This window comes from uncultured Stenotrophomonas sp., from assembly GCF_913778665.1.
Classification (GTDB): domain Bacteria; phylum Pseudomonadota; class Gammaproteobacteria; order Xanthomonadales; family Xanthomonadaceae; genus Stenotrophomonas.
The window spans coordinates 41,270-65,126 of record NZ_CAJYVQ010000006.1 but is presented as its reverse complement, the minus strand read 5'-3'; the positions used below and the strand labels follow the sequence as shown (position 1 = coordinate 65,126).

Sequence of the window (23,857 nt, the reverse complement as noted above, 5' to 3'; positions counted from 1 at the left end):
CGACACTGCACTCAGCCCTGTTCCAGCGGAGTGAGCAGGCGCAGGCCGCGCTTGGCGCCGTCGACCATGTAGACGCCACCCTCGGGCAGCAGGTCGCTGCCGGCTTCCGCAGCGTCACCGGTCACCCACGGTGCGCGCTGTTTCGGCCCTGGAATGAACGCCCGCCAGCGCCCATTGCGCTCGACCGCGGCATTGTGATCATCCGTGAACGCATAGCTCACCGGCACGCGCACCGACCAGAACTCACTTGCGGCGTCCTCGCCAGTGGTCGGGGCGATGAAGGTCCATTTGCGCGCGGTAGCGATACTGGCCTTGGCCAGCACATCGCGTAGCTTGGCCATGGTCCGTTCCGGTCCCGCCACGGTCATGTTGACCTGCTCGGCGATGACGTCGGCCACCGTGCCGTCACGGGCGACCTTGACGATCAGCATCACTTCACCCTGGCCACCGACCCTGATCGCCTCGTCCGGATAGCGCGGCGGCGTCAGCCGCTTTGCGGTTACCGAATCGGTAGCCTTCGGGTCGTAATCGCTGAAATCCACACTGGTCATGCTGACTTCGTAGTCGCCCTTGCCAGTGGACTTGCCGCGCAGGCGCATGCGCAGTGGCGCCTGGACGGCGACAGCCTTGCCATCCACGAGCGTCGGTTCGAAGCGCCAGGGTCGAATGGTGCGTTCAACAAAGGCTGCAACACCCGCGCCGATGTTCGCCTTCTGGTCGAGCACCAGGTCGCTGACCGCACCGTCGGCGGTGACCTCGATCTTTCCGGTCAGGGTCATGCTCAGTTCGGTGGTGGCACGTACCTCGCGCGTGGACTGCGCGCTGGCGTCGTGGGGCTGCAGCGCAGCGCCGGCACCGACGGCCAACGCAAGGGCGAGGAACAGAGGGGGGCGCATCATTGCCGGATCCTTGGTGATGAACGCCGAGCGTAACCCAGTCTTCACATCGGTAATAGTCCGGCCTGGCTAGGCCAAGCGATGGGCTACCGCATAGGGTGGCGTATCGGGGTAATCGGCGTTGGCAAAGCGCGCCTGCAGGCCCTGCCACCAGGCTGGGTCGAACAGGTGCCGGTAATGCTCGCGCACCGCCGCCAGTTCGCCTGCCGGCAGGCCCATGAACGGACCGAAGCGCTCGGGAAAAACGTCACGCGGACCGACATGGAACCACGGTTCGTCGGCCAGCGCGTCCTCCGGTGTGCGCGGCTTCGGCCAGGCACGGAACACGCAGTCGCTGACCAGGCACAGCTCATCGTAATCGTAGAACACGGCGCGGCCATGCCGGGACACGCCGAAGTTCTTCGGCAGCATGTCGCCGGGGAAGATGTTGTTGCGCGCCATGTCGGTGATTGCCTGCGCGTAGTCGAGCACCGCCGCGCGCACCGCCTCACCGCCCTGCTCGCGCAGGTACAGGTTCAATGGACGGAAGCGGCGCTGTACATAGCACAGCGCGATCTCCACCTCATCGCCATCGACGCGCACGCTCTGCGCGCATTGCCGCAGCAGTTCCTCCAGCAAGGCCGGCGCGAAACGCTCACGCGGGAAGCGCAGGTGGCGGTAGGGCTGTGCATCGAGCAGGCGACCGACGCGGTCGAGGTTGAACACCAGCGCGTACTTCTCTTCCACCTGCTGCCGCGACATCGCCTTGGGCCAGGCGAAACGGTCGCGGATCAGCTTGAACACCAGCGGGTAGCTGGGCAGGGTGAACACCGCCATGACCATGCCCGGCGTACCTTCGGCATGCGCCAGCCGCTCCTGCGGATGCTCGTTGAAGTGGCGGAAGAAGGTGCGGTAGCGCTCGGTCTTGCCTTGCTTGGCGCGACCAAGCACGGTGTAGATCTCGTCGATCGGCTTGCCCGGCAGCAGGCTGCGCAGGAACACCACCGCGTCGCCGACCGTGGCCAGGTTGGCCTGGAAGTAGCTGCGCGACACGCCGAACAGATGGGCCACGTCGCGGCGCCGGGTCAACACCGCATCGGCGCGCAGGCCACGTTCGTCGTTGACCAGCGCGATCACGCACGGCGAGAAGCGATGCTCGCCGAACACGCGACCGACCAGGTAGGCACGGCGCTCGCGATAGAACACGGTGTCGAGCAGCTCGATGCTGCGCACCGGCGTATCGCCCCAATGGGCGAGGTCGTCCTGCAGCCGCACCGCGATCGCGGCCGCGCAGCGTAGCTGGTGCGCATACGGGATATCGAAGCGGTAGTCGGCCAGCACCCGCTGCAAGGCTTCCACCGGCCGCGTCGGCGACACGGCATAGGTATGCCGCGCGACCGGATGGGTGATGGCATCGGACGGCTCGACATCGAAGGCGATGAACTCCAGCGCCGGGTCCACGCCGCGGGTAGCGAACAGCCGTCGCGACAGCGTGTTGTAGAAGGTCTTGTACAGCTCGGCGTCGATCAGGCCCTGCAGCAGTGCACTGTACTGCTCACGCACCTGCAGCCACAGCGTGCGCTCGCCGATGGCGTCGCCGGCAAGGCGCCGCAGCGCGTCCATCTGAGCCGCGATGCACAGGTCGTACAGGGCGATGCGCTCGACCGCATCCTGGCGCGCCCCGGCCCAGTCGCGCTGCTCGAAGCGCTGCTGTGCACGCGCGGTCACGCCAGCGAATCGAGCGTGGTAATCCTCGAAACCATCGCGGATGGCCACCGCGATGCGCGGTGCCAGCTCTGCGGAAATGTCGGGCTGGGACATGCACGGCTCGGCAGGAGGACAGGCATCCACCATACGCTGCCGTGAGGTAGCTTGTGTAGCGTCGAGCTTGCTCAACGGCTCCTGGCCCTTACGTCGCAGAAGCAGTCGAGCAAGCTCGACGCTACACAGGCAGCGCCACGAATAACGCAACGATTCCTAAAGACCCGGGAGCCCTGCATTGCCTACTCTCTCAGGCCCACAACGGCACGAGGTGACGCATGCAGCAGATGACCCTGATCCCGCGCATGGAGGAAGGCACCGTGATCCCGCAGCGCGCCCGTGACGGCTACATCAGCGCCACCGCGCTGTGCCAGTCCGTCAACAAGCGCTGGTCGGATTATCGGGCGCTGAAATCGACGGAAGAGTTCCTGCATGAGCTGACCGTTCAGACCGGATTGGACGAGCATCAGCTGATCCACGTGGTCTCCGGCGGCAACCCGACCATGCAGGGCACCTGGATCCATCCCTATCTGGCCATCAACCTGGGCCAGTGGCTGTCGCGCAAGTTCGCGGTGAAGGTCTCACAGTGGGTGGTGGAATGGCAGCAGGGGCGTGCCAATGCGGTGATGCCAGGGCATATCGAGCGCTACATGCAGAACCGCGCCAAGGTGCCTTACACCCATTTCTCGATGCTCAACGAGCTGACGTTGAACCTGATTGCGCCGCTTGAACAGGCGGGTTACACCCTGCCGCAGGCGCTGGTGCCGGACATCTCCGAAGGCCGCCTGTTCTGCAAGTGGCTGAGAGATCAACGGGGTGTCGACACCGATGCACTGCCCACCTATGACCACACCTACCCGGATGGGCGCACGGTGCCGGCCAAGTTGTATCCCAACGAGTTCTACGAGGACTTCCGCCGCCACTTCAACGAAGTGTGGCTGCCGGAAAAGGCGCCTGCGTACTTTGCCGCGCGCGACAGCAAGGCGCTTTCGTTCGTGACCGCGCTGCTGCTTCCGGCGCCGTGACTGCGACCGGAAGCCGACGAGCGTCGTCTTCCGTTCTCCTGTGGAGCCGAACCCATGCTCGGCTCCGCAGAAGCCGGGGGCTCAGATCGCCAGATCGGCCTCGACGTCCTGCACCTTGCGCCGGGCCAGCGCCAGGTTGGACTTGGTGCGGTCCAGCACGATGTAGAAGAACAGGCCCTTCTTCTTCGCCACCGGGCGCATGATGTGGTAAGCCTTGCCCAGTGAAATCAGGATGTCCTCGATCGTGTCGTTGAGGTTCAGCGACGCGGCGGTCTTCATCTTGGCGCGGATCACTTCGGTATTGCCGGCAGCGGCCACTTCCATGTCCATGCCGGTGCCGGCTTCGCCCAGCAGCATGCCGCTTTCGTAGTCGACCAGCGCCACGGCCTGCGCGCCGTCGATGCCCATCAGTGCGTTCAACGATTCAGTCAATCCAGCCACGTCCGCTCCCCTTTCAAGAATGGTTCGAGCCCCACGTTCCCCTGCGGCCGGGCTCACGATCCGCCGAGTTCGGCCAGGATCGCCTGGCCACATTCCCTGCTCTGCCACAGCACCTGGCCGATCACGCTGCGCTGGTCGCAGGCCGCCATCAACAGCAGCGGTGCGCGCCCTTCGGCCTGGATCGCCAGCATCAGCACCTTGCCGCCCGCCGCCTCCAGCATCAGTGTCTGCATATCGCCCAGCACCAGTTCGCGGCCGACGGCGGCGGCCAGCGCCAGCATCGCGCTGGTCATCGCCGCCAGCCGTTCACCGCGCCCTTCGGCACCGGCACTGACCAGCGCAAAGCCATCGACACTGGCCAGTACCACCGTGCGTACGCCTTCCACCCGCTGCCGCAGGTCCTGCAACAGTGGCTGCAGGCGCTCACGCTGGCCGGCGTCGGGCAGGATCGCCTGCCCGTCAGCCATGCGCAGCCACCAGTGCGTGCGCTTCCATCTCGCCCATCAACACATCCATCAGCAGCAATCCCTGTTTGCGATCGCGGGCATCCACTGCCAGCAATGGCAGCGGTTGATCATCCAGGCAGGCACGCGCGGCCCAGTCGTCCAGTACCGCGTGCGGGGCCTGGTCCAGGTGGGTGACCGCCACCACCAGCGCCACCCCAGGCGCGAACGGCCGCAGCACCTGCAGGTAGTCCTCCAGTTCGGTAGCCACGCCCGCGTGACGCGCATCCAACAGCAGCACGGCGCCTCGTGCGCCCTGCAGCAGGATCGGCCACAGGAAGTCGAAACGCTGCTGGCCCGGCGTGCCATACAGGCGCAGCCGCTCACCGTTGGGCAGATCGATGTCGGCGTAGTCCAGCGCGACGGTGGTCGATGCCTTGTCGGCGCCGAGGCGGTCACTGTTGGCCACATCGGTATCCACCACGGCCCCGGCCGCGATGCTGCGCACCAGGGTCGATTTGCCACTGCCCATGCCACCGAGCACCACCACCTTGTGCTCACGCATTGCGCCCACTCCCGCGCATGTGCCGCCACAACCGCGCCAGCAGGCCGTTGTCGGTTGTACCTGCGGCACGCGCCGTTACCGGTGCCGCGGCGGCGGCCTGCAGCTGCGCGTAGCCGCAGAGGTAAGCGGCATGGATGAAGTCGCGCACGGCAGCGGCCGGCAGGTCGAGCAGCATCGCGCACTCGTCCACCGTACAGGCGCGCTTGAGCAGCAGCGAGCACAGGCGGAAGCCATCATGGTCATGACCCAGCACGCGGAAGTCGGGCCAGCGCAGCAGCTTCACCGAGGCGCTGCGCAGGCGCTCATCCAGTGTCTGCCAGTGGCGACTGCGTTGTGCCCACTGCCACAGCAATGGCCGTAGTGGCTGGCGGGGGCGATCGTCGGCCAGCGCCTGCAGTCGCGCCGGCGTCAGCGCGTCCAGCTGCAGGCGCTCGATGGCCTCAGCCAGGCGCTCCACCAGCGCGGCTGCCGGCTCCTGCAGCAGCACCGCGTGGTCGTGTTCCAGATCCATCAGCAGCAGGGGTTCGCCAGCATCGCTGAGCAGCGCCTGGCCCTGGCGCAGCGGCAGCCGCTCGCGCAGCAGGCGGGTGATGGCGTGCGCACCATCGGCCAGCCGGATCGGTGTCGAAGCGTGCATGGGCAAAGGCTCCGGGTCCACCTGCATGCCGCGCAGCGCGCGACCGATGGCGCCATCATCGAGCACGTCCTGCGGGCCATCGTCGGCACGCAACTGGCCGCCCAGGTCCTCGATCCAGCACTGCAGGCGCGGGCGCTGCTGGCGCATGCGCAGCGCCGCATTGCGCAGCGCCGGCGTATCGCGGATGACCAGCAGGTCACAATCGTCCAGGTCCTGGCTGCGGCGGATGTGGCCGTCGGGCAGTGCCGAGGCCACGCGCAGCCGCTGCAGCAGGGCCTGCTCGCCCTGGATGTCGGTTCCCACTACCAGCACGCGTGCCATCGGTGTTCCCCGTGCGACCACCTCCCCGGTGGTCTCGCGTCGCCAAGGCTAGGGCATCGTTCGCAGCGACCGTCGTGATCGATTGCTCAGATTCGGGGTGACCGCGAAGGCGCCCTTTTCGGTTCTGCGACGGCCATCGCGGGCAAGTTTCATGCCCTCTTGACGGCGTTACGACGGTTGACCGATTTCACGTTTGTCGTCGTTGGGGGATGGGGTCCGAGCCCTGCGCGGGCAGAGGGATCTGACCCCGGAGGCGGAAAAAAGAAACCCGCGCCGAAGCGCGGGTTCCGGGGTCAGACGCGGGCGGCGATGGATCAGCCGTGCAGCTGCTCCAGTGCGGCGTTGAAGGTCGCGCTCGGGCGCATCGCCTTGCTGGCCTTGGCCACGTCCGGACGGTAGTAACCCCCGATGTCCACGGCCTTGCCCTGCACCGCGATCAGCTCTTCAACGATCTTCTGCTCGTTGTCGGTCAGTGCCTTGGCCAGCGGTGCGAAGCGTGCCTTCAGGGCAGCGTCTTCGTCCTGCGCAGCCAGGGCCTGGGCCCAGTACAGCGCGATGTAGAAGTGGCTGCCACGGTTGTCGATGCCGCCGAGCTTGCGCGACGGCGACTTGTCGTTGTCCAGGAACTGGCCGTTGGCTTCGTCCAGCGCCTTGGCCAGCACGCGGGCGGCGGCGTTGTCGTAGCGGTTGCCCAGGTGCTCCAGCGACGCGGCCAGGGCCAGGAACTCACCCAGCGAATCCCAGCGCAGGTAGTCCTCTTCGACGAACTGCTGCACGTGCTTCGGGGCCGAACCACCGGCGCCGGTCTCGAACAGGCCGCCACCGGCCATCAGCGGCACGATCGACAGCATCTTGGCGCTGGTGCCCAGCTCCATGATCGGGAACAGGTCGGTCAGGTAGTCGCGCAGCACGTTGCCGGTCACCGAGATGGTGTCCTCGCCCTTGCGGATGCGGGCCAGCGAGAACGCGGTGGCTTCCACCGGCGGCAGGATGCGGATGTCCAGGCCGCTGGTGTCGTGGTCCTTCAGGTACTGCTCGACCTTGGCGATGACCTGCGCGTCGTGGGCGCGGCCGGCATCCAGCCAGAACACGGCCGGGGTGCTGCTCAGGCGGGCGCGTTCGACGGCCAGCTTCACCCAGTCCTGGATCGGCGCGTCCTTGGTCTGGCACATGCGCCAGATGTCACCGGCTTCCACGGCGTGTTCGAACACCACGGTGCCGGCATCGTCGGTGACCTTGACCACGCCGTCGGCAGCGATCTGGAAGGTCTTGTCGTGCGAACCGTACTCTTCGGCCTTCTGGGCCATCAGGCCGACGTTCGGCACCGAGCCCATGGTGGCCGGATCGAAGGCGCCGTGCGCCTTGCAGTCGTCGATGACGGCCTGGTACACGCCGGCGTAGCAGCGGTCCGGAATGACGGCCTTGGTGTCCTGCAGCTTGCCTTCGGCGTTCCACATCTTGCCGGAGTCGCGGATCATCGCCGGCATCGAGGCGTCGACGATCACGTCGCTCGGCACGTGCAGGTTGGTGATGCCCTTGTCCGAGTTGACCATGGCCACGCCCGGGCGCTGTGCGTACTCGGCGGTCAGATCGGCTTCGATCGCGGCGCGGGTGGCTTCCGGCAGCGACGGCAGGCGCGCGGCCAGGTCGCCGATGCCGTTGTTGGCATCGAAACCGGCCTGCTTGAGCACGTCGGCGTGCTTGGCCAGCACATCCTTGTAGAACTCATTGACCGCCACGCCGAACATGATCGGGTCGGAGACCTTCATCATGGTCGCCTTCAGGTGCAGCGAGAACAGCACGCCCTGGGCCTTGGCATCGGCGATCTGCTCACCGATGAACGCGGCCAGTGCCTTGCGGCTCATCACGGCGGCATCGACGATCTCGCCGGCCTTGACCGCGGTCTTTTCCTTCAGCACGACGGCGCTGCCGTCCTTGCCGTGGAAGGTGATCTTCAGCGAACCGGCGTTGGCCAGGGTGGCCGACTTCTCACTGCCGTAGAAATCACCGGCGGCCATGTGCGCAACGTGCGACTTCGAATCCGACGCCCAAGCGCCCATGCGGTGCGGGTGCTTGCGCGCGTAGTTCTTCACCGACAGCGGTGCACGGCGGTCGGAGTTGCCTTCGCGCAGCACCGGGTTCACTGCACTGCCCTTGACCTTGTCGTAGCGCGCCTTGTAGTCGCGCTGCTGGTCGTCGGCCGGGGTTTCCGGGTAATCCGGCAGCGGGTAGCCCTGCTCCTGCAGTTCCTTGATGGCCGCCTTCAGCTGCGGCACCGAAGCGGAGATGTTCGGCAGCTTGATGATGTTGGCGTCCGGAGTGGTCGCCAGCTGGCCCAGCTCGGCCAGGTCGTCGCTGACCTTCTGCGCGTCGCTGAGCAGTTCCGGGAACTGCGAGAGGATGCGGCCGGACAGCGAGATGTCACGGGTTTCCACCACGATACCGGCGGTGGCGGTGTAGGCGTCGACGATCGGCAGCAGCGACTGGGTCGCCAGGAACGGTGCTTCGTCGGTCAGCGTGTAGAGGATCTTGGACATGGGGGACTTGGACTCTGTAGCAGTTCTCAGGGGAAGGCCGGCGCCAGCGCCGGGCCACGTGCAACCGTGTCACTTTCCCTCGTCGCCGTCAGGGTGGGCGCGCGCCGGGGAAACCCCTGCATTGTCGCGTTTTCAGCCGCGCGGGGCAAAGCCGCGCCATACGCGACGGTACTGCACCAGGGCAACCCTGTGATCGATCCACGCGTGGCCTGGATCTACGTGGGACGGCCAGTGCGCATCCACGCATGGGTTTGGCGATCGCCCAACGAAAAAAGGACGCAGCCTCGCGGCTGCGTCCATCGTGAGCCCTGCCGGGAGAGAGTCGGCAGGACTTACTTGACCTCAAATTCCTGCGGCGTTCCAGCCGCCTTGCCATCGACCATGACTTCAGCGCGGTACTTGCCCGCCGGCCAGCCCTTTGCATTCTTGAACGTAACGTTGGTGGTCTCCGCGCCGCTGGCATTCAGGGTCGCGGTCTGTTCGCCGGCCACTTGGCCGTCCTGGAACGTCAGCTTGGCGCCGACATTGACGTTGTTGGCGGCACCATCGGTCTTGACCGAGACGATGATGTCATCCTTGGGCGAGAACAATGCAGCTGGAGCCACCGACTTGTCGGCGGCCGCAGTCTTGCCCACGGTGACAGTGGAAACGTTGACCGCGGCAGCTTCCGCCATCGGCGGCGGTGCACCGGTCATCGGCGCCGGCGCTGTCGGCTCGGCCGGGGCCGTGGCGGCCGGAGCGGCGTTGGTGTCGGTCGACTCTTCCTTCTTCTTGCAACCGACCAAGGCAACGCTGCCCAGCAGGGCGGCGATCAGGGCGGTCTGGAGCGGGGTGGTCTTGATCATTCGGGGTTCCTCCCAGGGATTGTCGGACGGCGTTCGATCGCCGGCTTACTTCGGCGGCAGCTTCAGGGTCTGGCCCGGAAAGATCTTGTCCGGGTCGTCAAGCACATCGCGATTCGCTTCGAAGATCTTCTTCCACGCATTGGCATCGCCGAGATGCTGCTTGGCGATCTTCGACAGCGAGTCGCCCTTCTGCACGGTGTAAGTCCCGCCGCTGACGATCTCGGCGGTGCTGTCCACCGAAGCGCTGACGCCGGAGAAGTCCGCCTTCGGCACCTGTTCGGCGGTACTGTCGACGCTGGCACTGACGCCGGAGAAATCGGCTTTCTTCTCGGTACTCATCCACAACTCCCGTCTGCATGACTACGTGGCTCGCACGGTGCCATGACGGTTGTTAAATGGGGATGGTGCAGATGTGAAGCCGCCCCGGGGGGCGGCTGAACAATCGGGAGAATGGGAACCCCGCAGTGCCGGCCGCCGGCTGGCTTGCCCTCCGGGCAGGTTCCACGCGGTTGCCGGGCAGCGGCCGGGACTACCGGTTATTGGCGCAGTTCGCGGTAGGTCGCGGCCGGGGCGGCGATGCCGGGACTGGCGCGCCAGGGATTGATGTCCAGGCCACCACGGCGGGTGTAGCGGGCTTCCACTTCCAGCCATTGCGGCCGGCAGCGCGCAGACACCTCGCTGAAGATGCGCTCAACGCACTGCTCGTGGAACTCGGCATGCTCGCGATAACTGACCAGATAGCGCAGCAGGCCGGCGCGGTCGATCTCCGGTCCGCGGTAACGCAGGCTGACCGTGGCCCAGTCCGGCTGGCCGGTGACCGGGCAGTTGGACTTCAGCAGCGCCGAGACGAGCGTCTCCTCCACCACCTTATCGGTATTGGCAGACAGGAAATCCGCCTGCGGCGGGCCGTAGCAGTCGATCTCCAGCTCCAGCCCGTCGATCGACTCGCCCAGCGGTGCCGCGCGCAGTTCGGGAAGGCCGAATTCCAACTGCACCGGCGCACCGGCACAGGCCGACAGGTCGGCCACGATGCGTCCGCGCAGCGCTTCGGCGGAGTCGATGCGGGTGCTGTTGAGGGAGTTCAGGTACAGCTTGAACGACTTCGACTCGATCAGGCGCGGCGAGGTGCATGGCACCTGCACGGTGGCGACGGCGACCTGCGGCTTGCCACGCGGGTCCAGCCAGCTCAACTCGAAGGCGTGCCAGCGGTCATGGCCGACGAATGGCAGCGCGGCGTCATCGAGACCGATCTCGGCGCGGGCGCCGCTGCGGGGGATGGGGAACAGCAGGCCGGGATCGTACTGCGACGGGTAACTGACCTCGCGACCGAGGCTGGAGTCCTGGGGGGTGTTCATGGGCGTCATTGTATCGCGCCGGAAGCGGGCCTTCGGCCGGGTCGGCCAACGGCGGAGCCCCTCCGTGGTGGTTAAGAGCAGGATTTCGGGGTTGGCCGGGAGGGTGGGTTGGCTGGGGGACGCCGTGAATTCGTCCATGGAGGCTCGGTCGCCGCATCCATGCGGCTCACGCCCCCAGCCAACCCACCCTCCCGGCCACGGACAGTGTCCCGCGCCACCCCGGGAAAGATCAGGAAAATCAAAATCAAAAGCCAATCCTTCAGACGTTCATGACGTCTGCCGTGCCGACCAACGGTCGGCGCCCACCAAGGCAGAAGGCCGTTCCGACAGCTCGCAGGAAACTGTCGAAGGCGGGGTGGGTCCGGTTGAGGGGGGGTGAGCCGCATGGATGCGGCGACCAAGCCCCCATGGATGGGTTTACGGCGTCCCCCTCAACCGGACCCACCCCGCCTACCCTCAGGAAACCAGCTTCTGCCTTTGACGTTGACGTTGATCTGCAGCGGGTGCAGGGCTGCAAGCCCTGCCGGTAACCCTCACCCCGCAGGAGTGCCTGCACCGTGCAGGTAATCCAGGCTCACCTGCAACAGCGCGCGGAATCCGACATCCAGCGCCTTCTCATCCAGCAGGAACTTCGGCGAATGATTCGCCGGCGCCGTCGCTGGGTCGATGCCCACGCTGGTCGAACCGACGAAGAAGAACATGCCCGGCACTTCCTTCGCGTACAGCGAGAAATCCTCCGCGCCCATCTGCAGCGGCGGCTCGTACACATTGTCCTTGCCCACCACCGCCTGCAGGCTCGGCAGCATCTTCGCGGTCAGCGCCGGGTCGTTCACCGTGGCCGGGTTGCCTTCTGATTCGTAGATGTCGGTCACCGCCTTCGCACCGTGCGCGGCGGCGGTGTGCTCGGCCACGTTGCGCAGGTCGGCGAAGATCTGCTGGCGCATGCCCTCGTCGAAGGTGCGGATGGTGCCGACCATCTCCACCTCATCGGGGATGATGTTGTAGCGGATGCCGCCGTTGATCGCGCCGAAGGTCAGCACTGCCGGTTGCTTGGACAGGTTGGCGCGGCGGCTGACGATGGTCTGCGCGGTACCGACCAGATCGGCAGTGGCGACGATCGGGTCAACACCGTTCCACGGCGCCGAACCGTGCGTCTGGCGACCGATCACCTTGATCCCGAACCGGTCCGAGGCGGCCATCAGCGGGCCACCGCGCACCGCGATCTGGCCAGCCTGCACGCTGGAGAACACATGCAGGCCGAACACCGCCTCCGGCTTGAAGTCGGCGAACAGGCCTTCTTTCAGCATCAGCGCGGCACCGCCCTCTTCCGGCGGCGGTGCGCCTTCCTCGGCCGGCTGGAAGATCAGCATCACCTGGCCCGGCAGGTCCTTCTTCATCGACACCAGCGCCTCGGCCACGCCCAGCAGGGTGGCGGTGTGCGCATCATGGCCACAGGCATGCATCACGCCCACCGTCTGGCCGCGGTACTGGTCGGTCGCCTTGGACGCGAACGGCAGTCCGGTCTGCTCGGTCACCGGCAGCGCGTCCATGTCCGCGCGCAGAGCGATCTTCGGGCCCGGCTTGCCACCTTCGATGATCGCCACCACGCCGTGATGGGCAATGCCGGTCTTCGGCTTCAGGCCCATCGCACGCAGGCGCTTGGCGACTTCGGCCGAGGTGCGGGCCTCGCGATTGGACAACTCCGGATGCTGGTGGAAATCACGGCGCCACTCGACCACCTTGGCCTGCAGCCGCTGTGCAGCGGCGGTCACTTCCGGGCGCTGCCCGTCCTGGGCGTGGGCAAGCGCCGGCAGGGCCAGCAGCAGGGCGGACAGCAGCAACGAACGACGCATCGCGATCTCCACAGCAAGGGGGTTCCAGCTGAATGTAGGCCAACACTGCCTCCACGGGAACCTCCGCCGCCGGATCCGGTCTTAGCGCCCGTCCCATCCGTCATGCAGGAAACGTGATGTGGCACAGGTATGCTTTGCGCATTGTCCCGGCGTCCCGCCCGGTCCAGCCCTCTCGGAGTCCTCGTAATGTCACGTGTTTGGAAGATCGTGCTGCTGGTCGTGGCGGTACTGGTGCTGGCCGTGGTTGGCCTGCGGGTCATCGGCGGTGGCAAGGACAAGGCTGGAAAACCCGCAGCGGGTGCGCGCCAGGGCGGCGAAGACCCCGATGCCGGCCCGGTGCCGGTGACCGTGGTTGAAGCCGCGCGCCAGGACGTGCCGGTGTATGCCAGCGCGCTGGGCACGGTGACCGCGATGAACACCGTCACCGTCAGCCCGCAGGTCGGCGGGCAGCTGATGAGCCTCAATTTCCGCGAAGGCCAGGAAGTGAAGCAGGGCGACGTGCTGGCGGTGATCGATCCGCGCACCGCCCAAGCCAGCTACGACCAGGCCGCGGCGGCCAAGCGCCAGAACGAAGCCCTGCTGGCCACCGCGCGATCCAACTACCAGCGCTCGAACGCGCCGGAGTATCGCCAGTTCGTCGCCAAGACCGATCTGGATACACAGCGAAACCAAGTGGCACAGTACGAAAGCGCAGTCGCGGCCAACGAGGCCAGCATGCGCTCGGCACAGGTGCAGCTGCAGTACACCAAGGTCACCGCGCCGATCTCCGGCATCGCCGGCATCCGTGCGGTTGACGCCGGCAACGTGGTCACTGCCGGTACCGCGCTGGTGACGCTGACCCAGGTCCACCCGATCCATGTGCTGTTCAACCTGCCCGAGCGCCAGCTCGGCGACGTGCGTCAGGCGCAGGCCGCCGGCGCGGTGCCGGTGGCGGCGCTGGACCGTGCCGATTCGCACGTGCTGTCCGGCGACGGCAAGCTGGATGTGGTCGACAACCTGATCAGTGCCGACAGCGGCACGTTCAAGGCGCGTGCGGTGTTCGACAACGCCGACAACGGCCTGTGGCCGGGCCAGTTCGTCAACGTGCGCATGCAGCTGCGCACCATCGGCGGCGGCGTGGTCATCCCCACCCAGGCGGTGCTGCGTGGCCCGGACGGCGAGTACGTTTACGTCGTGCAGGGCGACAACACGGTGAAGATGCAGACCGTGCGCAGCGGTGTGGAAGTGGGCGACAGCCAGGTGCAGATCGCCGAAGGCCTCAAGGGCGGCGAGCGCGTGGTCAGCGAAGGCCAGTTCCGCCTGAAGCCGGGCAGCAAGGTCACCGCGTTGAAGCCGGGCGAAACCCCGGCCGCACCGACCGAGGCCGAGCTGAAGGCCGCCGAGCAGAAGAACGGTGGCGGCGGTGGCCGTCGCGGTGGTGGCCCGCGCTGAGCGCAGGCCACTGTCTTCCCCCGCGCCGGCGAAACTGCCGGCGCCGACATTGAAGTGCCAGCAAGGATCAGTCCGTGGGCTTTTCGACGATCTTCATCCGCCGCCCGATCGCCACCTCGCTGTTGATGGCGGGGCTGTTGCTGCTGGGCATTCTCGGTTACCGCAAGCTGCCGGTGTCGGCGCTACCGGAAATCGATGCGCCCAGCCTGGTGGTCACCACCCAGTACCCCGGCGCCAACGCCACCACCATGGCCTCACTGGTCACCACGCCACTGGAGCGCCAGTTCGGGCAGATCTCCGGGCTGGAACTGATGACCTCCGACTCGTCGGCCGGGTTGTCGACGATCATCCTGCAGTTTTCGATGGATCGCGACATCGACATCGCCGCGCAGGACGTGCAGGCGGCGATCCGCCAGGCCACCCTGCCCTCGTCGCTGCCCTACCAGCCGGTCTACAACCGGGTGAACCCGGCCGACGCGGCCATCGTCACCCTGAAACTGACCTCCGACACACGCCCGCTGCGTGACGTCAACAACTACGCCGACTCGATCCTGGCCCAGCGGCTGTCGCAGGTGCAGGGCGTGGGCCTGGTCTCGATTGCCGGCAACGTGCGGCCTGCCGTGCGCATCCAGGTCAATCCGGCGCAGCTGTCGAACATGGGCCTCACCCTGGAGCAGCTGCGCAGCGCGCTGACCCAGGCCAACGTCAATGCGCCGAAGGGTTCGTTGAACGGCAAGACCCAGTCCTACAGCATCGGCACCAACGACCAGCTGGCCAGCGCCGCCGAATACCGCGACACCATCATCAGCTACAAGAACGGCCGCCCGGTGCGGCTGTCGGACGTGGCACAGGTCGTCGATGGCGTGGAGAACGACCAGCTCGCCGCCTGGGCCGATGGCAAGCCGGCGGTGCTGCTGGAAGTGCGCCGCCAGCCCGGTGCCAACATCGTGCAGACGGTCGAGCGCATCCGCGCGATCCTGCCGCAGCTGCAGGGCGTGCTGCCGGCCGACGTGCACCTGGAGATCTTCAATGACCGTACCGAGACCATCCGCGCCTCGGTGCATGAAGTGCAGTTCACCCTGATCCTGACCATCGGCCTGGTGGTGGCGGTGATCTTCGTGTTCCTGCGCAGGCTGTGGGCCACGATCATTCCCTCGGTGGCGGTACCGCTGTCGCTGGCCGGCACCTTCGCGGTGATGGCCTTCGCCGGCATGTCGCTGGACAACCTCTCGCTGATGGCGCTGGTGGTGGCCACCGGCTTCGTGGTCGACGATGCGATCGTGATGATCGAGAACATCGTCCGCTATATCGAGCAGGGCAAGAGTGGCAAGGAAGCGGCCGAGATCGGCGCGCGCCAGATCGGCTTCACCGTGCTGTCGCTGACTGTTTCGCTGGTGGCGGTGTTCCTGCCGCTGCTGTTGATGCCCGGCGTCACCGGCCGCCTGTTCCACGAGTTCGCCTGGGTGCTGAGCATCGCGGTCGTGCTGTCGATGCTGATCTCGCTGACGCTCACCCCGATGATGTGCGCCTACCTGCTCAAGCCCGACGCCCTGCCGGAAGGCGAAGACGCGCATGAGCGCGCGGCGGCGGCCGGCAAGCAGAACCTGTGGACGCGCACCGTGGGCCTGTACGAGCACAGCCTGGACTGGGTGCTGGGCCACCAGCGCTTGACCCTGGCGGTGGCCGGTGGCGCACTGGTGCTGACCGTGCTGCTGTACGTGCTGATTCCCAAGGGGCTGCTGCCCGAGCAGGACACCGGCCTGATCACCGGCGTAGTGCAGGCCGACCAGAACATCGCCTTCCCGCAGATGGAGCAGCGCACCAGGCAGGTCGCCGAAGCGCTGCGCCAGGACCCGGACGTGACCGGCGTGTCGGCCTTCATCGGTGCCGGCAGCATGAACCCTACGCTCAACCAAGGCCAGCTGTCGATCGTACTGAAGGAGCGCAGCCAGCGTGACAGCCTGGACGAGGTGCTGCCGCGCCTGCAGAAGGCAGTGGCCGGGATCCCGGGCGTGGCGCTGTACCTCAAGCCGGTGCAGGACGTGACCCTGGATACCCGCGTGGCTGCCACCGAGTACCAGTACTCGCTGTCGGACGTGGACAGCGCCGAAGTGGCCAAGCAGGCCACGCGCCTGACCGAAGCGCTGCGCAAGCGGCCGGAACTGGCCGACGTCGACAACAACCTGTCCAACCAGGGCCGCGCGCTGGAACTGAACATCGACCGCGACAAGGCCAGCGTGCTGGGCGTGCCGATGCAGACCATCGACGACACCCTCTACGATGCGTTCGGCCAGCGCCAGATCTCGACCATCTTCACCGAGCTCAACCAGTACCGCGTGGTGCTGGAAGTGGCGCCGGAGTTCCGCACCAGCACCGCGCTGATGCAGCAGCTGGCCGTGGCTTCCAATGGTGCCGGCGCACTGACCGGCACCAACGCCACCAGCTTCGGCCAGGTCACCTCGTCCAACTCGTCCACCGCCACCGGCATCGGCGCGCAGAACACCGGCATCACCGTCGGCGCCGGCAACATCATCCCGCTGTCGGCACTGGCCGAAGGCAAGGTCAGCAGCGCGCCGCTGGTGGTCAGCCACCAGCAGCAGCTGCCGGCGGTGACCGTCTCCTTCAACGTGGCGCCGGGCTATTCGCTGTCCGATGCGGTCAAGGCCATTGAAGAGACCAAGGCCAGCCTGGACATGCCGGCCCACCTGCACGCCGAGTTCATCGGCAAGGCCGCCGAGTTCACCGGCAGCCAGACCGACGTGGTGTGGCTGCTGCTGGCCTCGCTGGTGGTCATCTACATCGTGCTGGGCGTGCTGTACGAGAGCTACATCCACCCGATCACCATCATCTCGACCCTGCCGCCGGCCGGCGTGGGCGCGCTGCTGGCGCTGATGGTGTGCGGCCTGAGCCTGTCGGTGGACGGCATCGTCGGCATCGTCCTGCTGATCGGCATCGTCAAGAAGAACGGCATCATGATGGTGGACTTCGCGATCGAGGCACGTCGTGCCGGTGCCAACGCGCACGAAGCAATCCGTCGCGCCTGCCTGCTGCGCTTCCGTCCGATCATGATGACCACCGCCGCGGCCATGCTCGGCGCACTGCCGCTGGCACTGGGCACCGGCATCGGGTCGGAACTGCGCCGCCCGCTCGGCATCGCCATCGTCGGTGGCCTGCTGCTGTCACAGCTGGTCACGCTGTACACCACACCGGTGATCTACTTGTACATGGAGCGCTTCTCCGAGTGGCTGGCGCGCCGCCGCGAACAGCGTGCGCTGCGCAACGGTTCGCTGCAGGAGCCGCAGGCATGATCCACGCCCCGCTGCTGCGGGGGGCCGCGCGATGAACCTGTCCGGCCCCTTCATCCGCCGCCCGATCGGCACCGCCCTGCTGGCCATCGGCCTGTTCATGGTCGGCCTGATCTGCTATCTGCGCCTGGGCGTATCGGCATTGCCGAACATCGAGATCCCGGTGATCTTCGTGCACGCCAGCCAGTCTGGTGCAGACGCGGCGACCATGGCCAGCACGGTCACCGCGCCGCTGGAGCGCCACCTCGGCCAGCTGCCGGGCATCGACCGCATGCGCTCGTCCAGCTCGGAAGGCAGCTCGCTGGTGTTCATGATCTTCCAGAGTGGCCACAACATCGATTCGGCCGCGCTGGACGTACAGACCGCGATCAACTCGGCGCAGGCCGACCTGCCTTCGGGCATGGGTTCGCCGATGTACCAGAAGGCGAACCCGAACGACGACCCGGTGATCGCCATCGCGCTGACCTCGCAGACGCAGTCGGCCGACGAGCTGTACAACGTCGCCGACTCGCTGCTGGCCCAGCGCATCCGCCAGATCAGCGGCGTCGCCTCGGTCGACATCGCCGGTGCCTCGACGCCGGCGGTGCGCGTGGACGTCAACCTGCGCCTGATGAACGCGCTCGGCCTGACCGCAGATGACCTGCGCAATGCGGTGCGTGCGGCCAACGTGACCTCGCCCACCGGCTTCCTCAGCGATGGCAACACCACTACTGCCATCATCGCCAACGACTCGGTGGCGCGCGCCGCCGACTTCGCCAACCTGGTGGTCAAGACCCAGGGCGATGGCCGGGTGATCCGCCTGAAGGACATCGCCAACGTCTACGACGGCCAGCAGGATGCCTACCAGGCCGCGTGGTTCGACCACAAACCGGCGGTGGTGATGTACGTGTTCACCCGTGCCGGGGCCAACATCGTGGAGACCGTGGACCGGGTCAAGGCGCAGATCCCGACCCTGCGCGACTACCTGCAGCCCGGCACCACGATGACGCCGTACTTCGACCGTACGCCGACCATCCGTTCCTCGCTGCATGAAGTGCAGATCACCCTGCTGATCAGCCTGGCGATGGTGGTGCTGACCATGGCGCTGTTCCTGCGCCGTCTGGCCCCTACCCTGATCGCCGCGGTGACCGTGCCGCTGTCGCTGGCCGGTGCTGCGCTGGTGATGTACGTGATGGGGTTCACCCTGAACAACCTGAGCCTGCTGGCGCTGGTGATCGCGATTGGTTTTGTGGTCGACGATGCGATCGTGGTGATCGAGAACATCATGCGCCACCTCGACGAAGGCATGCCTCGCATGCAGGCGGCGCTGACCGGTGCACGCGAAATCGGCTTCACCATCGTCTCGATCACCGCCTCGCTGGTGGCGGTGTTCATCCCGCTGCTGTTCGCCAGCGGCATGATGGGCGCGTTCTTCCGCGAGTTCACCGTCACCCTGGTCGCGGCGATCGTGGTGTCGATGATCGTCTCGCTGACGCTGACCCCTGCGTTGTGCAGCCGTTTCCTCAGCGCCCACGACCACGCCGCGCCGCCGTCGCGCTTCGGCCGCTGGCTCGATGCCGGCCACGAACGCATGCTGCGCGTCTATACCCTGTTCCTCGACTTCTCCCTGCGCCATGCGCTGCTGATGTCGCTGACCCCGCTGCTGCTGATCGGCGTCACCATCTTCCTGTTTGGCGCAGTGAAGAAGGGCGCGTTCCCGCCACAGGACACCGGCCTGATCTGGGGACGCGCCAACTCCAGCGCCACCGTGTCCTTCGAGGACATGGTCGCCCGCCAGCGCCGCATCACCGACATGCTGATGGCCGACCCGGCGGTGAAGACCGTGGGCGTGCGCCTGGGCAGCGGCCGCCAGGGCTCCAGTGCGCAGTTCAATATCGAGCTGAAATCGCGCAGCGACGGCCGCCGCGAAACCACCGCGCATGCGCTGGCACGGTTGAGCGCCAAGGCCGACCGTTACCCGGACCTGCAACTGCGCCTGCGCGCGATCCAGGATCTGCCGAGCAACGACGGCGGTGGTTCCAGCCAGGGCGCGCAGTACCGCATCTCGCTGCAGGGCAACGACCTCGCCGCACTGCAGGAATGGCTGCCCAAGCTGCAGGCGGAACTGAAGAAGAACCCGAAGCTGCGCGACGTCGGCACCGACGTGGACAACGCCGGCCTGCGCCAGAACATCCAGATCGACCGTGCCAAGGCCGCGCGCCTGGGCATCACCGTCGGCGCCATCGACGGCGCGCTGTACGGTGCATTCGGCCAACGCCAGATTTCCACCATCTACTCGGACATCAACCAGTACAGCGTCGTGGTCAACGCCCTGCCCTCGCAGACCGCCACCCCGGCGGCGCTGGACGAGATCTACGTGCGTGCGCGCAACGGCGACATGGTGCCGATCACCGCAGTGGCGACCCAGGTTCCGGGCTTGGCGCCATCGCAGATCACCCATGAAAACCAGTACACGACGATGGACCTGAGCTACAACCTGGCCCCGAACGTGAGCATGGGCGAGGCCAAGGCGATCATCGACGCGACTGTGGCCGGCATGCGCATGCCGGGCGACATCCGCCTGGCCGACGATGCCGGTTTCGGCTTCAATTCCGACCCCAGCGACATGCTGATCCTGGTGCTGGCGGCGATCCTGACCGTATACCTGGTGCTGGGCATGCTCTACGAGAGCCTGATCCACCCGGTCACCATCCTGTCGACGCTGCCGGCGGCGGGCGTGGGCGCGCTGCTGGCCCTGTTCGGCACCAATACCGAACTGTCGGTGATCTCGATGATCGCGCTGGTGCTGCTGATCGGCATCGTCAAGAAGAACGCGATCATGATGATCGACTTCGCGCTGGTGGCACAGCGCGTGCACGGCCTGGCACCGCGCGATGCCGCGCGCGAAGCCAGCATCGTGCGCTTCCGCCCGATCATGATGACCACCATGGTGGCGATCCTGGCGGCGGTGCCGCTGGCGATCGGCCTCGGCGAGGGCTCCGAGCTGCGGCGCCCGCTGGGCATCGCGATGATCGGTGGTTTGCTGTTCTCGCAGAGCCTGACCCTGCTCAGCACGCCGGCGCTGTACGTGATCTTCTCCTGCCTGGCCGAACGCTGGCGGGCACGTCGCGCACGCAAGCGCGAAGCCAAGCTGCTCAAGCGCGCGCAGCGGGCATAGCCCGGTAGAGCCGGCCGCTGGCCGGCCTCCCCGGTGCATCTGCCGGCCAGTGGCCGGCACTACCGTGGTGCGAATGGTGGGTGCGGGCCGTTGGCCCGCACTGCATACTTCACGCGTACCCCGCAATAATGGTGGTCGATCCATACGCCGAGCCTGCATGTCCGCCCGCCAATCCCGCCTCAGCCGCCTGTGGGCCCACGAAAAGGCCAGCTATGGCCTGCGGGTGTTCATCGCCCTGAGCGCGGCGATGGCCGTGTGCTGGTACTGGGACGCGCTTACCGCGCTGCCCGGGGTATTCCTCGGCATCATCGCCAGCGCGATCGCCGAGACCGACGACAACGCGTGGGGCCGGACCAAGGCAGTGCTGCTGTCGCTGCTGTGCTTCTGCATCGCGGCGGCCTCAGTGATCTGGCTGTTCCCGTGGCCGTGGATCTTCATCGGCGCACTGGCGCTGTCCACCTTCGGCCTGACCCTGCTCGGTGCGCTGGGCGAACGCTATGCGTCCATCGCCCAGGCCACGGTGACGCTGGCGATCTACACCATGATCGGCCTGGAGCAGCACGGCAGCCGCGACCTGCACACCGCGCTGGATGCGGTCAGCCACCTGCTGGCCGGCGCCGCCTGGTATGGGCTGCTGTCGATCCTGTGGACCGCGCTGTTCGCCAACCGTCCGGTGCGCGAGCGCGTCGCGCGGCTGTACCAGGAGCTGGGCCGCTACCTGCAGCTGAAGGCCGCCCTGTTCGAGCCGGTGCGCGAGGCCGACCTGCAGCGCCGCCAGCTGGATCTGGCCGAGCAGAACCGCCGCGTGGTCGGTGCCTTGAACGAAGCCAAGGCCGCGATCCTGGCCCGTTTCGGCCGCTCGGGCCGGCCCGGCGTGAATTCCGGCCTGTACCTGCGGCTGTATTACATGGCGCAGGATTTCCACGAGCGCGCCAGTTCCTCGCACTACCCGTACGGCGCGCTGGTCGAGGCGTTCTTCCACAGCGACGTGCTGTACCGCTGCCAGCGCCTGCTCGATCTGCAAGGGCAGGCCTGCGCACGCCTGGGCGAGGCGATCCGCCTGCGCCGCCCGTTCGTCTATGGTGAAAGCAACCAGCAGGCAGGGCGCGATCTGGTCGATGCGCTGGCCTACCTGCGCCACCAGCAGCGCCCGCAGTGGCAACGCCTGCTCGGCTCGCTGGACCTGCTGGTGCACAACCTGCGCAGCATCGAGCGCCGCCTCCTCGATGCCGAGCGCTCCGAGGCCAGCCTCGACAACGTCGATACCCGCCTGCGCGACAGCAACCCGCACACACTGCGCGAGATGGGCGTGCGCCTGCGCCAGCAGCTCACGCCCGGTTCGGTGCTGTTTCGCCACGGCCTGCGCATGGCGCTGGCGCTGATCGCCGGCTTCGCGGCGATCCGCCTGTTCAATGCACAGAACGGTTCGTGGGTGCTGCTGACCATCGTGTTCGTGTGCCGGCCCAATTTCGGCGCCACCCGCCAGCGCCTGGCGCAACGCATCGTTGGCACCGTGGCCGGCCTGGTGCTGACCTGGGCACTGCTGCAGCTGTTCCCGCAGCTGCACGTGCAGCTGTTGATCGCACTGTTGTCGGCGCTGCTGTTCTTCTTCACCCGAACCGACCGCTACCTGGTGGCTTCGGCAGCGATCACGGTGATGGCGCTGACCTGCTTCAACCTGATCGGTGATGGCTTCCTGCTGATCGTGCCGCGCATGGTCGATACGCTGCTGGGCTGTGCGATCGCGGCGGCGGCAGCGTTCCTGATCCTGCCCGACTGGCAGGGTCGCCAGCTGCACCTTGTTCTGGGGCGCGTGCTGGATACCGCTGCACGCTATCTGGATGCCGTGCTGGGCCAGTACCGCAGCGGCATGCGCGACGACCTGGCCTACCGCATCGCCCGCCGTGACATGCACAACGCCGACGCCGCATTATCCACGGCGCTGTCGAACATGCTGCGCGAGCCCGGCCATGTACGCCGTAATCTGGATGCCGGTTTCCATTTCCTGGCCCTGTCCAACACCTTGCTCGGCCATCTGTCGGCCCTCGGCGCACACCGCGACCAGGTGGACAGCTATGCCGGCGATCCGCTGGCGCTGGCCGCCGGTGAACGCGTGCGCAAGGCGCTGCAGCAGCTGGCGGGTGCCCTTACTGCACGCCAGCCGGTGACCGAGGACGACAACGATGCCGACCGCGCGGTGGCCGCCGAGCTGGAACAGATCGACGACGCGATGCCGCCGAAGCTGCAGCTGATCCGCACGCAGATGGCGCTGGTGCTGCGCCTGCTGCCGAAGGTCCGCGCGGCGGCCAATGAGGCGGTGCGGAGCCTGACCTGACCTCGGGAGCGCTGGGCCATGCCCGGCAGGTGCCGGTTGCGGCAACGTGACGAGGCCGCCGGGCATGACCCGGCGCTACCCGCGCCGCAACAGCGCGTTGCGCCGGGCGCTGCAGCCCGATCACGCCGCCGCGCGGATACTGGGTGATGCCCTGCTCACGGATTCCGGCCATGAAGATCGAACTCAGCGGCCGCACCGCGCTGGTCACCGCCTCCACCGCCGGCATCGGGCTGGCCATCGCGCAAGGCCTGGCCGAAGCCGGTGCGCGAGTGGTCCTCAACGGTCGCAGCACCGGCAGCATCGAACGCGCACGCCGGCGCGTACTGGCCGCAGTTCCAGGCGCCGAAGTGATCGGCGTCGCCGCGGACCTGTCCGGTGCGGCGGGTGTCGAGGCACTGCTCGCGGGCGTGCCCGCGATCGACATCCTGGTCAACAACGCTGGCATTTTCGGCCCGGAAGACTTCTTCCAGACCGACGACGCCACCTGGGAACGCTACTGGCAGACCAACGTAATGTCCGGCGTGCGCCTGTCGCGTGCGCTGCTGCCGGCGATGGTTGATGCCGGCTGGGGCCGCGTGCTGTTCATCTCCTCCGAGTCGGCGCGCAACATCCCCGCCGACATGATCCACTACGGCGTCAGCAAGACCGCCCAGCTGGCGCTGTCACGTGGCCTGGCCAAGCGCGTGGCCGGCAGTGGCGTCACCGTCAACGCGGTGCTCCCGGGGCCGACGCTCTCTGAGGGTTTTGCCGCGATGTTCGAGGATGAACGCCAGCGCAGTGGCAAGCCGCTGGAGCAGATCGGCCGCGAGTTCGTGATGGAACATCGCCCGTCCTCGGTCATCCAACGTACTGCCACGGTCGAGGAAGTGGCCAACATGGTGGTGTATCTGGCCTCACCGCAGGCCTCGGCCACCTCAGGCGCCGCGCTGCGCGTGGATGGCGGCGTGGTCGACGATATCGTCTGAAGTTCT

General features: G+C 67.0%; 17 protein-coding genes. 6 read left to right on the top strand and 11 right to left on the bottom strand.

Features of this window, described 5'->3' with window-relative positions; translation table 11 throughout:
• Positions 1-11: 11 nt before the first annotated feature.
• Together QZ853_RS07585 and aceK are read right to left on the bottom strand one after the other, a co-directional pair.
• A complete protein-coding gene (locus tag QZ853_RS07585) occupies positions 12-899 on the bottom strand; it encodes an energy transducer TonB (protein ID WP_295571736.1) in 888 nt (295 codons plus the stop codon).
• Between the two features lie 66 nt (positions 900-965).
• Entirely contained in the window at positions 966-2,696 is a 1,731-nt protein-coding gene (gene aceK / locus QZ853_RS07580) for a bifunctional isocitrate dehydrogenase kinase/phosphatase (protein ID WP_295571734.1), read from the bottom strand.
• A 218-nt stretch (positions 2,697-2,914) separates the two neighbouring features.
• Here aceK and QZ853_RS07575 point away from each other — a divergent pair, with 218 nt between their 5' ends.
• Positions 2,915-3,661, top strand: a complete 747-nt coding sequence (locus QZ853_RS07575; protein WP_295571732.1) for a KilA-N domain-containing protein — start codon at positions 2,915-2,917, stop codon at positions 3,659-3,661.
• A gap of 81 nt (positions 3,662-3,742) precedes the next feature.
• Here QZ853_RS07575 and QZ853_RS07570 read toward each other — a convergent pair whose 3' ends face one another.
• The 9 genes from QZ853_RS07570 to QZ853_RS07530 form a co-directional block, all read right to left on the bottom strand.
• Positions 3,743-4,102, bottom strand: coding sequence for a hypothetical protein (locus QZ853_RS07570; RefSeq protein WP_295571730.1), 360 nt, complete (start codon positions 4,100-4,102; stop codon positions 3,743-3,745).
• Positions 4,103-4,155: 53 nt separating this feature from the next.
• Positions 4,156-4,569 carry a roadblock/LC7 domain-containing protein gene (locus QZ853_RS07565; RefSeq protein WP_295571728.1) on the bottom strand — a complete coding sequence of 138 codons (414 nt, stop codon included), beginning with the start codon at positions 4,567-4,569 and terminating at the stop codon, positions 4,156-4,158.
• Positions 4,562-5,110 (bottom strand): ATP/GTP-binding protein, encoded by a 549-nt coding sequence (locus tag QZ853_RS07560; protein WP_295571727.1) that lies wholly within the window; start codon positions 5,108-5,110, stop codon positions 4,562-4,564. The genes QZ853_RS07565 and QZ853_RS07560 overlap by 8 nt, the downstream gene beginning before the upstream one ends.
• A complete protein-coding gene (locus QZ853_RS07555; RefSeq protein WP_295571726.1) occupies positions 5,103-6,068 on the bottom strand; it encodes a hypothetical protein in 966 nt (321 codons plus the stop codon). The genes QZ853_RS07560 and QZ853_RS07555 overlap by 8 nt, the downstream gene beginning before the upstream one ends.
• A 314-nt stretch (positions 6,069-6,382) precedes the next feature.
• Positions 6,383-8,605 (bottom strand): NADP-dependent isocitrate dehydrogenase, encoded by a 2,223-nt coding sequence (locus tag QZ853_RS07550; protein WP_295571725.1) that lies wholly within the window; start codon positions 8,603-8,605, stop codon positions 6,383-6,385.
• Positions 8,606-8,937: 332 nt separating this feature from the next.
• Positions 8,938-9,450 carry a hypothetical protein gene (locus tag QZ853_RS07545; RefSeq protein WP_295571724.1) on the bottom strand — a complete coding sequence of 171 codons (513 nt, stop codon included), beginning with the start codon at positions 9,448-9,450 and terminating at the stop codon, positions 8,938-8,940.
• Between the two features lie 45 nt (positions 9,451-9,495).
• Positions 9,496-9,789: a LysM peptidoglycan-binding domain-containing protein gene (locus tag QZ853_RS07540; protein WP_005411287.1), complete on the bottom strand. Its 294-nt coding sequence runs from the start codon at positions 9,787-9,789 to the stop codon at positions 9,496-9,498.
• 197 nt (positions 9,790-9,986) lie between these two features.
• Positions 9,987-10,805 (bottom strand): NADPH-dependent 7-cyano-7-deazaguanine reductase QueF, encoded by an 819-nt coding sequence (gene queF, locus QZ853_RS07535; protein ID WP_295571723.1) that lies wholly within the window; start codon positions 10,803-10,805, stop codon positions 9,987-9,989.
• A 533-nt stretch (positions 10,806-11,338) separates the two neighbouring features.
• Positions 11,339-12,658 carry a M20 family metallopeptidase gene (locus QZ853_RS07530; protein ID WP_295571721.1) on the bottom strand — a complete coding sequence of 440 codons (1,320 nt, stop codon included), beginning with the start codon at positions 12,656-12,658 and terminating at the stop codon, positions 11,339-11,341.
• Positions 12,659-12,844: 186 nt separating this feature from the next.
• Between QZ853_RS07530 and QZ853_RS07525 the strand changes: the two genes are divergently transcribed.
• From QZ853_RS07525 to QZ853_RS07505, 5 genes are all read left to right on the top strand, one after another.
• A complete protein-coding gene (locus tag QZ853_RS07525) occupies positions 12,845-14,089 on the top strand; it encodes an efflux RND transporter periplasmic adaptor subunit (protein ID WP_295571720.1) in 1,245 nt (414 codons plus the stop codon).
• 74 nt (positions 14,090-14,163) lie between these two features.
• The gene (locus QZ853_RS07520) at positions 14,164-17,397 is read left to right on the top strand and encodes an efflux RND transporter permease subunit (RefSeq protein WP_295571718.1); all 3,234 of its coding nucleotides are present in this window, start codon (positions 14,164-14,166) and stop codon (positions 17,395-17,397) included.
• 31 nt (positions 17,398-17,428) lie between these two features.
• Positions 17,429-20,551, top strand: a complete 3,123-nt coding sequence (locus tag QZ853_RS07515) for an efflux RND transporter permease subunit (protein WP_295571716.1) — start codon at positions 17,429-17,431, stop codon at positions 20,549-20,551.
• A gap of 157 nt (positions 20,552-20,708) precedes the next feature.
• Positions 20,709-22,886 carry a YccS family putative transporter gene (gene yccS / locus QZ853_RS07510; RefSeq protein ID WP_295571714.1) on the top strand — a complete coding sequence of 726 codons (2,178 nt, stop codon included), beginning with the start codon at positions 20,709-20,711 and terminating at the stop codon, positions 22,884-22,886.
• A gap of 170 nt (positions 22,887-23,056) precedes the next feature.
• On the top strand, positions 23,057-23,851 hold the full coding sequence (locus QZ853_RS07505; RefSeq protein WP_295571712.1) for an SDR family oxidoreductase: 795 nt from the start codon (positions 23,057-23,059) through the stop codon (positions 23,849-23,851).
• The last annotated feature ends 6 nt before the right edge of the window (positions 23,852-23,857 follow it).

Excerpts from the sequence above, each read along its gene's own strand:
- QZ853_RS07585 (WP_295571736.1), bottom strand. The coding sequence starts at position 899 with ATGATGCGCCCCCCTCTGTTCCTCGCCCTTGCGTTGGCCGTCGGTGCC.
- aceK (WP_295571734.1), bottom strand. The coding sequence starts at position 2,696 with ATGTCCCAGCCCGACATTTCCGCAGAGCTGGCACCGCGCATCGCGGTG.
- QZ853_RS07575 (WP_295571732.1), top strand. The coding sequence starts at position 2,915 with ATGCAGCAGATGACCCTGATCCCGCGCATGGAGGAAGGCACCGTGATC.
- QZ853_RS07565 (WP_295571728.1), bottom strand. The coding sequence starts at position 4,569 with ATGGCTGACGGGCAGGCGATCCTGCCCGACGCCGGCCAGCGTGAGCGC.
- QZ853_RS07560 (WP_295571727.1), bottom strand. The coding sequence starts at position 5,110 with ATGCGTGAGCACAAGGTGGTGGTGCTCGGTGGCATGGGCAGTGGCAAA.
- QZ853_RS07555 (WP_295571726.1), bottom strand. The coding sequence starts at position 6,068 with ATGGCACGCGTGCTGGTAGTGGGAACCGACATCCAGGGCGAGCAGGCC.
- QZ853_RS07550 (WP_295571725.1), bottom strand. The coding sequence starts at position 8,605 with ATGTCCAAGATCCTCTACACGCTGACCGACGAAGCACCGTTCCTGGCG.
- QZ853_RS07545 (WP_295571724.1), bottom strand. The coding sequence starts at position 9,450 with ATGATCAAGACCACCCCGCTCCAGACCGCCCTGATCGCCGCCCTGCTG.
- QZ853_RS07540 (WP_005411287.1), bottom strand. The coding sequence starts at position 9,789 with ATGAGTACCGAGAAGAAAGCCGATTTCTCCGGCGTCAGTGCCAGCGTC.
- queF (WP_295571723.1), bottom strand. The coding sequence starts at position 10,805 with ATGAACACCCCCCAGGACTCCAGCCTCGGTCGCGAGGTCAGTTACCCG.
- QZ853_RS07530 (WP_295571721.1), bottom strand. The coding sequence starts at position 12,658 with ATGCGTCGTTCGTTGCTGCTGTCCGCCCTGCTGCTGGCCCTGCCGGCG.
- QZ853_RS07525 (WP_295571720.1), top strand. The coding sequence starts at position 12,845 with ATGTCACGTGTTTGGAAGATCGTGCTGCTGGTCGTGGCGGTACTGGTG.
- QZ853_RS07515 (WP_295571716.1), top strand. The coding sequence starts at position 17,429 with ATGAACCTGTCCGGCCCCTTCATCCGCCGCCCGATCGGCACCGCCCTG.
- yccS (WP_295571714.1), top strand. The coding sequence starts at position 20,709 with ATGTCCGCCCGCCAATCCCGCCTCAGCCGCCTGTGGGCCCACGAAAAG.
- QZ853_RS07505 (WP_295571712.1), top strand. The coding sequence starts at position 23,057 with ATGAAGATCGAACTCAGCGGCCGCACCGCGCTGGTCACCGCCTCCACC.